This window comes from Dietzia cercidiphylli, assembly GCF_039531545.1.
GTDB lineage: Bacteria > Actinomycetota > Actinomycetes > Mycobacteriales > Mycobacteriaceae > Dietzia > Dietzia natronolimnaea.
In genome coordinates this window covers 1-9601 of record NZ_BAAAQG010000026.1, presented here as the reverse complement: position 1 = coordinate 9601, position 9601 = coordinate 1, and the positions used below count along the sequence as shown (strand labels likewise).

The 9601-nt window shown below is 70.6% G+C and carries 6 protein-coding genes and 3 tRNA genes; 8 read left to right on the top strand and 1 reads right to left on the bottom strand.

Translation table 11 applies throughout. From position 1 onward, the window contains the following. Nucleotides 1-209 precede the first annotated feature (209 nt). From ABD250_RS17705 to ABD250_RS17675, 7 genes are all read left to right on the top strand, one after another. Nucleotides 210-282 (top strand) — tRNA-Glu (locus ABD250_RS17705). 204 nt (nucleotides 283-486) lie between these two features. Further along, nucleotides 487-560, top strand: a tRNA-Asp gene (locus ABD250_RS17700). Nucleotides 561-609: 49 nt separating this feature from the next. Continuing rightward, a tRNA-Phe gene (locus ABD250_RS17695) sits at nucleotides 610-683 on the top strand. A gap of 85 nt (nucleotides 684-768) precedes the next feature. Next, nucleotides 769-4011, top strand: a complete 3243-nt coding sequence (locus ABD250_RS17690; protein ID WP_182658149.1) for an arabinosyltransferase domain-containing protein — start codon at nucleotides 769-771, stop codon at nucleotides 4009-4011. Nucleotides 4012-4083: 72 nt separating this feature from the next. Then, a complete protein-coding gene (locus tag ABD250_RS17685) occupies nucleotides 4084-4869 on the top strand; it encodes an enoyl-CoA hydratase (protein ID WP_182658148.1) in 786 nt (261 codons plus the stop codon). Next, nucleotides 4857-6089: a CobW family GTP-binding protein gene (locus ABD250_RS17680; RefSeq protein WP_344393548.1), complete on the top strand. Its 1233-nt coding sequence runs from the start codon at nucleotides 4857-4859 to the stop codon at nucleotides 6087-6089. The genes ABD250_RS17685 and ABD250_RS17680 overlap by 13 nt, the downstream gene beginning before the upstream one ends. 184 nt (nucleotides 6090-6273) lie before the next feature. After that, the gene (locus tag ABD250_RS17675; RefSeq protein ID WP_179524632.1) at nucleotides 6274-7164 is read left to right on the top strand and encodes a LuxR C-terminal-related transcriptional regulator; all 891 of its coding nucleotides are present in this window, start codon (nucleotides 6274-6276) and stop codon (nucleotides 7162-7164) included. A 129-nt stretch (nucleotides 7165-7293) separates the two neighbouring features. Here ABD250_RS17675 and ABD250_RS17670 read toward each other — a convergent pair whose 3' ends face one another. Continuing rightward, on the bottom strand, nucleotides 7294-7881 hold the full coding sequence (locus tag ABD250_RS17670; RefSeq protein WP_182659593.1) for a cob(I)yrinic acid a,c-diamide adenosyltransferase: 588 nt from the start codon (nucleotides 7879-7881) through the stop codon (nucleotides 7294-7296). A 166-nt stretch (nucleotides 7882-8047) separates the two neighbouring features. Between ABD250_RS17670 and murA the strand changes: the two genes are divergently transcribed. Continuing rightward, nucleotides 8048-9331 carry a UDP-N-acetylglucosamine 1-carboxyvinyltransferase gene (gene murA, locus ABD250_RS17665; RefSeq protein ID WP_179524634.1) on the top strand — a complete coding sequence of 428 codons (1284 nt, stop codon included), beginning with the start codon at nucleotides 8048-8050 and terminating at the stop codon, nucleotides 9329-9331. The last annotated feature ends 270 nt before the right edge of the window (nucleotides 9332-9601 follow it).

Here is a 9601-nt window from a genome sequence, read left to right as displayed (position 1 = left end):
CCCACCAGGGCGGGCCGAGCGGGGGCAACAACGGGGACTATGGATTAAAAGTCCGTAGCTCTACCAACTGAGCTATAGGGGCGTCGGTCACGATACCGTCCCCGTTCGCGCCGACGGGCGTCGGCTCGGGCGTGGTTGGTTTAGACGTCTGCTGGGCCGTGCCCTAAACTCGAACCCGCTGCGGCCCGGCGATCCCGGACGTGGCGTACGCCCCCTTCGTTTAGCGGCCTAGGACACCGGCCTTTCACGCCGGCAGCGCGGGTTCGAATCCCGTAGGGGGTACGAGGTCAGGAGTCCCGGTCACCGTTCGTCGGCGGCCGGGACTTCTCTCATCTGCGGGCACGGTGTCGGCCCCCTCTCTGGCGCCCCGGGCGTCGCCACCGGGATCCACCGAACCCGTTCCGAGCTGCCCCGGAACCACCGCCGGTTTCGCGATTTGCGTCCGGCGTGGGCGTCGATTACTGTTCTGTCTCGTGCGAAAAGCACGGCCCTGTGGCGCAGTTGGTTAGCGCGCCGCCCTGTCACGGCGGAGGTCGCGGGTTCGAGTCCCGTCAGGGTCGCAGGAGACAACCGGCGCATTCGGTTTACCGGATGCGCCGGTGGTCTTATGGCCAGGTAGCTCAGTTGGTACGAGCGTCCGCCTGAAAAGCGGAAGGTCGTCGGTTCGATCCCGACTCTGGCCACCGAGAGCGCAGCGCGCCGGAGGGTTTCCCTCCGGCGCGTTCGTCGTTTCGGGGAACCTCCGTCCCTCGTTATAGCGTGGACGCCATGCCATCGACTGCCACCGAGGTCCGTGACGTGCCGGACAGGTCCCGTACAGGAACCCGGTGGGGAATAGTCGCCGCGGTCAGCGGCCTGGTCGGGATCCTCCTCGCGATCATCGTCCCGCTGCTCCCGGTCACCCAGACCACCTCGACGATCAGCTGGCCGGAGGCCGGGACCCTCGACCCCGTGACGGCGCCCCTCGTGGCCTACTACCCGCTCGACCTGGCGGTGGACGTCCCGTGCGCGGCGGTGGGGGAGCTCCGCGACCAGGGCCGTGAGGACGGGGTGCTCGTGTCCACGGCACCCCGTCAGGCGGGAGCGAACGCGGGCGCCCGTGCGCTCGTGGTGTCCGTGGCCGGCCCCACCGTCGAGGTGCGCAGCCGGAACGTGCTGGTCGCGGCCGCCCCCACCGAGGCGGTCGCCTCGCCCGGGGCGTGCTCGGTGATCCGCGTCGTGGCGGACTCCGGTTCGATCGGCGCGGAGTTCGTCGGTCTCGAGTCGGACGGCGGGGAGGTGGGTGGGCGGATCGACCAGGATCTGCGGCCGCAGGTCGTCGGTGTCTTCACGGACCTGCAGGGGCCGGCGCCCGAGGGGATGTCCGTCGACATCACCGTGGACTCCCGCTACACCACCCAGGCGACCGTGATCAAACAGATCGCGATCGTGGTCGGGATCCTCGCGATCGTCGTGGCGCTGGTCGCCCTGCACCGACTCGACCTGCGCGACGGACGAGTCGGGCGACGGGTACTGCCCCGCCGCTGGTGGAAGCCCCGCCCCCTGGACCTGGTGGTGGTGGCCACACTCCTGGTCTGGCACGTCATCGGGGCCAACACGGCGGATGACGGATACATCCTCACCGAGGCGCGTGCCGCCGTCTCGAGCGGCTACATGCCGGAGGTGTTCCGGTACTACGGCGCCCCGTACGCGCCGTTCGGGATGCCGTACTACCTCTACACGGCGATCAGTTCCGTCACCGTGGGCAGTATGTGGCTCCGGCTACCAGCATTGCTGCTGGGCATCGCGTCGTGGATGCTGCTCTCCCGCGAGGTGATCCCGCGACTGGGCATCGCCGCCCGCCGCGCCTCGGCCGTCCGGTGGAGTACCGCCGCGGTGTTCCTCGCGTTCTGGCTCACCTACAACAACGGGCTGCGCCCCGAGCCGATCGTGGCCTTCGGCGTGCTGGCCACCTGGGTCTCCCTCGAGCGGGCGCTCGCGACCGGGCGGCTGCTTCCCGCGGCCACCGGCTTCATCATCGGCGGGCTCACGCTGTCCGCCGCGCCCACGGGCACCTTCTGCATCGCGGCGATCATCGCGGCCTCCCGGCCGCTGTTGCTGCTGGTGATCCGGCGGGCCCGGCGCGACGGCTGGATCCCGACGGTGGCGCCGATGCTGGCCGCCGGTCTCGGCGTGCTGCACCTGATCTTCCTGGACCAGCCCCTGGTGACCACGCTGCAGTCGTCGGCGCTGCTCGGCGACGTCGGCCCCACTGGGCGCTGGTTCGAGGAGGTGTGGCGGTACGAGTGGCTCATGAACCCGACGCCGGACGGGTCCCTGGCCCGCAGGTTCGCGGTCCTGGCGATGTTCCTGTCGCTGATCACGTGCGCCGCGATCCTGTTCCGCAAGGGGCGGATCCCCGGCGTGGCCGTGGGCCCCGCCCGACGGATCGTGGGTCTGGCCGCCATGTCGATCGCGTTCATGGCGCTCAACCCCACCAAGTGGACCCACCACTTCGGTGCGTTCGCCACGATCGGCGCCGCGCTGGCGGCCCTGGTGACCATGGCCGTCCTGCCGGCGGCCACCCGGTCGCTGCGCAACCGGATGCTGTTCCTCGCCGCGGTGTTCTTCGTCCTGGCCCTGAGCTTCACCTCCACCAACGGCTGGTGGTACATCTCGATCTACGGCATCCCGTGGGGTGGCGTGCAGCCCTCGATCGCCGGGATCACGTTCTCCTCGGTATTCCTCGGGCTGATGGTCATCGCGCTCCTGCTCGCGCTGGTCCTGCACTACCGGGAGCCGTTCGTGCGGCCCACGGGGTCGGTGCCCGCCGATGCCGATCGCGGCCCCGTGGTCCGGGTCCTGCGTGAGGTCTCGCACGCCCCACTCGGGCTCGCGGCGGCCCTCGTCGTCGTCGTCATCGTGGCCTCCATGGCCGCCGCGGTCCGCAACCAGTACCCCGCCTACTCGGTCGGCCTGCAGAACCTGCGGGTGCTGTCCGGGGAGCCGTGCGGTATCGCCGACATGGTGCTCGCCGAGCCCGACGCCAACGCGGGACTGCTCGCCCCGGTCGGTGACCCCCGTGACCAGCTCGAGGCGGGCGCGCAGCCGGTGGAGTTCATCCCCGACGGCATCCCCACCGACCTCACCGCCACCCAGGCCGTGGACACCGACACCCCGGGCACCGGGGAGGACTCCGACGCCACCGCCACCACCGCCGGCACCGAGGGCGGGGTGCGCGCGGGGGAGGGCATCAACGGCAGTCACGCCGTCCTGCCCTTCGGTCTCGACCCGGCCCGTGTGCCCGTGCTCGGCAGCTACCAGACCGGCCCGCAGTTCAACGCCGAGACCACGACGGACTGGTACCGGCTCCCCGAACGGGACGAGGAGAGCCCGCTCATCACGATCGCCGTGGCCGGCTCGTTCGCGCCGGACGCGATCCGCGTGGAGTTCGCCACCGCAGCCGACCGGTTCGAGCCGACCGGCTCGGTCCTGCCCGTCGACATCGGTCCGGCGCCGTCCTGGCGGAACCTGCGCGTGCCCGTCGACACCCTGCCCGCCGACGCCACGGCGATCCGGCTCGTGGTGCGCGACCTGGACCCGGACCCGTCGCGGTGGATCGCGTTCACCCCGCCGCGCATGCCGGAACTGGTGACCATGCAGGAGCTCGTCGGTGACTCCCGCCCGGTGCTCCCCGACTGGGCGGTGGCCTTCCACACCCCGTGTCTGCGACCGTTCGAGGAGTACGCCGGTATCCACGAGCTACCCGAGTACCGGGTCCTGCCGGATCGCGACCTCGCGGTGAGTTCCACCAACACCTGGCAGGCGTGGGACGGTGGCGGGCCCCTCGGGTTCATCGAGTTGCTCCTGGCCGGCGAGACCGTGCCGACCTATCTGGAGCACGACTGGTCACGGGACTGGGGCTCGCTGGTGCGGTACGAGCCGTTGGTGCCCGCGGCCCGGGAGGCGACCATCGACCACGGTGAGGCCGTACGGTCGGGGCTGTGGAACGGGGGACCGCTCGCCAGATGACCGGCTAGCATCGGCCCCGGAGACTTTTTACAAGGAAGTCCAAGTATCCCCTGACGCAGACTGGAGCACGCGATGTCCGTGACCGAGAAGCAGTTCGAGAACATCCTGGTGGAGCAGAGCGACCGCGTCGCGGTCATCACGCTGCACCGACCCAAGGCGCTCAACGCGCTGAGCAGCGGCATGGAGAAAGAGGTCGTCGAGGCCGTGGAGGGTCTCGACTCCGACCCCGGCGTCGGCTGCATCGTCATCACCGGTTCGGAGAAAGCCTTCGCGGCCGGCGCCGACATCAAGGAGATGAAGGACAAGAGCTACCCCGGGATCTACCTCGAGCGCTACTTCGGCGACTGGAAGCGACTCACCGCCGCGCGAACGCCGATCATCGCGGCCGTGTCCGGGTTCGCCCTCGGCGGCGGGTGCGAGCTGGCCATGATGTGCGACATGATCATCGCCGGTGACAACGCCAAGTTCGGCCAGCCCGAGATCACCCTCGGCGTCATCCCGGGCATGGGCGGCTCGCAGCGGCTCACGCGCGCGGTGGGCAAGGCCAAGGCCATGGACCTGTGCCTCACCGGCCGACAGATGGACGCGGACGAGGCGGAGTGCTCCGGCCTGGTCGCCCGCGTCGTCCCCGCCGCGGACCTGCTCGACGAGACCATGAAGGTCGCCGGGACGATCGCCTCGATGAGCAAGACCACCGCCATCGCGGCGAAGCAGGCGGTCAACCGGTCCTTCGAGACCACGCTCGAGGAGGGGCTGCTCGCGGAGCAGAACGCCTTCTACGCGCTCTTCGCCACCGAGGACCAGACCGAGGGGATGTCGGCGTTCGCCGAGAAGCGGAAGCCCGAGTGGCGCCGCTGAGGGACCAGCCCACGCACGGGCATCTCGCCGGGGGCGGTGGCGTGAGCGGGGACGCCCGCCGCGCCCCCGGTGAGCCCCTGCCCGTGTTGGTCCTCACCGGTTACCTGGGTGCCGGCAAGACCACGCTGCTCAACCACCTGCTGTCCGGCACGCCGGGCCTGCGCATCGGCGCGATCGTCAACGACTTCGGCGAGATCGACGTGGACGCCACGTCGGTCGCGGGGCGCGTGGACTCGATGATCTCGTTGGCCAACGGGTGTGTCTGCTGCGAGGTCGACGCGAGCGAGCTGGGAGAGACCCTGGCCGGTCTGGCCGACCCCGAGCACGGGCTCGACCTGGCGGTGATCGAGGCCAGCGGGCTGGCGGAGCCGGCGATCCTGTCGCGCATGGTCCACGAGGTGCCGCGCGAGGTGGTGCGGCACGCGGGGATGATCCAGGTCGTCGACGCCGAAGGGCTCGACGACGCCCTGGCGCGGCACCCGCGGTTGACGGCGCACCTGGCGGAGGCGGACCTCGTGGTGGTCAACAAATGCGATCTCGTGGACCGCGCTCGATTCGACCGCATCCGCGACACGATCCGCCGGCACGCCCCCCGGGTCGCCGTTCTGCCCGCGGTCCGGGCGGCCGTGCCGACGGGTCTGTTGCTGGGGATGGAGCCGGACCGGGACACCGCCGCCGGGTCGGAGGACGGCCGGGAGCCGTCGGACGGCCGTGCCCACCCGCACGCGCACGATCACGACCACGCGCACGACCATCTCCACGACGGCTACCGGGCGTTCACCGTGACCCCGTCCGGGCCCCTGCACCCCCGCCGGTTCCTGTCCGCGCTCGCCTCGCCGCCGACCGGTGCCTACCGCGCCAAGGGCACGGTGACCCTGGGCACCGCCGACGGACCACGGCGCTACGAGGTCGCGCTGGTGGGGCGCCGGCTCGAGCTCCGTGCGGGCGGAGAGGGCACCGAGGGGATGGTGGTGATCGGCGTCGATCTCGACGACGACGAGGTGACCCGGTTCCTCGACGACTCCGCGCTGGCGCCGGGGGAGGCGGTCGACGCGGACGCCGATCTGGGCCTGCACCCGTACCTGGTGGGCGACCCGGACTCCAGTGACGTCGAGGAGTGGATCTACGACGAACAGCGCGTCGCACCCCTTACCGGAGCGGCCGCGATGCTGGCGGATCCCGAGGACCCCGAGGCATTCGATCCAGCTTTCACTCCCTGAGTGCACTCCGGTTGGGAAGCGGGGTGGGGCACCCCCGGGGACATCGGTCGTCGGCGGCCGACTGGGATCGGTATCAGCCCGGCCACGTGCGTATAGTGGCGCTGACGATGGTGATGTGTGGCACTTGCGGGGGGTCGTCCCCTACTCGCGGTGGGGGTATGCCACGGACGTGGGAGGAGACCTCATGGACGAGGAGAATGCCGGCCGTGGTGTAGCCGGGAGTGCCGCCAGCGATGCGCAGCGGCGTCGGCGTGATCTGGCGTCCGTCCGCAGCGCGATCTCCGCCCTGCGGGAGGCCACGGGCATCCCGGTGACCATCGGTGGGGTCGTCGGAGAGGGCCACACCCTCGTGCTCTCCGAGTCCCTCGGGATGCGCACCTCGGCGATGAAGGACCTCACCGTGCACTACGGCGCCGGCGTCGGTGGTCGGGTCATGGCCACCGGGAAGCCGGTCGGGGTGGCCGACTATCCGCGCGCCGGGGTGATCACCCACGAGTACGACCTGCCCGTGCTGTCCGAGGGGTTGCGGTCGATGGCGGCGATCCCGGTCGTGGTGGGCAAGGACGTGCGGGCCGTGCTCTACGCCGGCGTGCACTCCTCGGTCCGTTTCGGCGAGAAGGTCCTCAACCAGATGGCGGCCACGGCCCGCGCCCTCGAGCAGGAGATCGCGGTCAACGACGCCCTCGCGGCCCGGGGCGCGGCCCCGATGGGCCCGGGAGCGGGTGAGGGGCGCTGGGACGACGTCCTGTCCAACGAGCGCATGCGCGACACCCATGCCCGGCTGCGGATGCTGGCCTCCCGGACCGAGGACCCGGACGTGCGTGCCGAGCTCGAACGGATCTGCGCCGAGATGGTCTCCCCGCCGCCGGAGATGCCCACGGCACGCCTGTCGCGCCGCGAACTCGACGTGTTGGCCTGCGTCGCGCAGGGCAAGACGAACATCGAGACGGCCGCCGACATGGGGATCGGTGCGGAGACGGTGAAGAGCTACCTGCGCTCGGTCATGCGCAAACTCGATGCGCACACCAGATTCGAGGCGGTCAACGCGGCGCGTCGGATGGGCGTTCTGCCCTGACCCCCGGGGCGGCTGCACGCTCGGGCACGGCGGTTCGGGGACAGCGGAGCGGCTCGGGCACAGCGGAGCGGCTCGGGCGCAGGAGAGCGGCTCTGGCACTGCGGCCGGGGTCCGGGAGCTCCGGATTAATCAGCCGCGATCGGCGCCGCGCTCGCCGCCGGGAACCCAGAGGACGTCGCCCTCCGGATTGGCCACCCGTCCCAGGACGAACAGAAGGTCCGACAGGCGGTTGAGATACTTGGCCGGCATCACGGACGTGGTTTCGGGGTATGCCTCGACGGCGGCCCAGGCGGCTCGCTCGGCGCGCCTCACCACCGTCCGGGCGACGTGCAGGTGGGCGGCGCCGGGGGTTCCACCGGGCAGGATGAACGAGGTCAGGTCGGCGAGTTCGGCGTTGAACTCGTCGATCCACCCCTCCAGTCGCTCGATGTAGGACTGCTCGATCCGCAACGGGGGGTACTCGGGGGCGTCGACAACAGGAGTGGAGAGGTCGGCCCCGGCGTCGAAGAGGTCGTTCTGTACGACCCGGAGCACGGAGGCGATGCGGCTGTCGAGATCGCCGCAGGTCAGGGCTACCCCCAGGGCGGCATTGGCCTCGTCGCAGTCCGCGTAGGCGTCCAGTCGGGCGTCGTTCTTGCTCACCCGGGAGAAGTCGGACAGTCCCGTGGTGCCGTCGTCGCCGGTCCGGGTATAGATCTTGGTGAGATGCACAGCCATGACGCCAACCTACGCGTGCGCGGTCGAGCGGTCGCGTGGTCGTCTCGCGCGGCCCCGTGGTCGCCTCGCCCGGTCGCGCGTTGCCGTGGTCGCCTCGCCCGTTCGCGTGGCCCCGAGGGTGCGCGGGCTCCGCTGGTCGCCCCGGTTCTCGCCTAAGGTGGACCGCGTGAGCGGTAACCCCACGTCCCGCGAGGAGAGCTTCCTCGTCACCGGCGGCACCAGACTGGCCGGCGAGGTCTCTGTCGCCGGCGCCAAGAACAGCGTGCTCAAGCTGATGGCGGTGGCACTGATGGCGGAGGGGCGGACCACACTGACCAACTGCCCGGACATCTCCGACGTGCCCGCGATGGCCGACGTGCTGCGGCACCTGGGGTGCACCGTCGAGATCTCGGGCGGAACGGTGGTGATCGACACGCCGGCGGACCTGGGGCACGTGTCGGACGACAAGGCAGCGCAGCGACTGCGGGCATCCGTCTGCATCCTCGGGCCCCTCGTCGGTCGCTACCACCGTGCCGAGCTGGCGATGCCGGGCGGAGATGCGATCGGGGACCGGCCACTCAACTGGCACCGCGAGGCGCTCGAGAAGCTGGGCGCCACCACGAGGATGGATCACGGCCGACTGGTCGCCGAGGCCACCGAACTGACGGGCGCCAGGTACACGCTCGCGTTCCCCTCCGTGGGTGCCACGGAGACTTTTCTGTTCGGCGCGGTTCTGGCCCGCGGCACCTCGACGCTGGTCAACGCCGCCCGGGAACCAGAGATCGTCGACATCTGTGACCTGTTGTCCAAGATGGGTGCCCGCATCAGCGGGGCCGGGACGAGCACCATCACCATCGACGGTGTCGAGACACTGACGCCGGTGAGTCACCGGGTGATAGGGGACCGGATCGTCGCCGCCACCTGGGCGATGGGCGCCGTGATGACGCGGGGTGACGTGACCGTCACCGGCATCGATCCCATGTTCATCCACGTGGTGCTGGAGAACCTCCGCGGTGCGGGGGCGCAGGTCTCGACCGGTCCGGACTGGGTCCGGGTCATCCAGGAGGGCCGTCCCCGCGCGCGGGACGTGCGGACCCTGCCGTTCCCCGGCTTCCCGACCGATCTCCAGCCGATGGCGATCGCCCTCGCCTCCGTGGCGGACGGCGCGTCCGTGATCACCGAGAACCTCTTCGAGGCACGATTCCGCTTCGTCGAGGAGATGGTGCGCATGGGAGTCGATGCCGAGACCGACGGGCACCACGCGAAGATCCGGGGCCGTGAACGCCTGGACTCCGCGACCGTGTGGGCCAGTGACATCCGCGCCGGCGCGGGCCTGGTCCTCGCCGGGATGTGCGGGGACGCCGTGACCGAGGTCTGCGAGATCTTCCACATCGACCGCGGGTACCCGGACTTCCTAGAGAAGGTGCGGTCCCTGGGGGGCCGGATCGAGCGCGTCGACACCCACAGGTGACGCGAGCGGCCTCGCGTCCTTCTGGCCGTTGACCTGGCGATTTGCGTTTGGGTTCACGTCTGCGTAACTTATTGGAAGTCGCCGAGAGCGAGCCCGGACCGAGAGGCCCGGGCCGAGGCAGGTGGCGGTTCTCAGATGGTTGTGCGGACCCCGGTTTTGACTTGGTGGGTCTGTGTGGCTAGGCTGGAGAAGTTGCCCCGAAGTGGGTGGCGAAGAGTGTGAGTCCCTCGTGATCCGGTGGTCGGTGACTGTCCGGGGAGCGGTGTGGTG

What these genes read in the sequence shown, in the direction of transcription:
- ABD250_RS17690 (WP_182658149.1), top strand. Translation starts at nt 769, where the DNA reads ATGCCATCGACTGCCACCGAGGTCCGTGACGTGCCGGACAGGTCCCGT.
- ABD250_RS17685 (WP_182658148.1), top strand. Translation starts at nt 4,084, where the DNA reads ATGTCCGTGACCGAGAAGCAGTTCGAGAACATCCTGGTGGAGCAGAGC.
- ABD250_RS17675 (WP_179524632.1), top strand. Translation starts at nt 6,274, where the DNA reads ATGGACGAGGAGAATGCCGGCCGTGGTGTAGCCGGGAGTGCCGCCAGC.
- ABD250_RS17670 (WP_182659593.1), bottom strand. Translation starts at nt 7,881, where the DNA reads ATGGCTGTGCATCTCACCAAGATCTATACCCGGACCGGCGACGACGGC.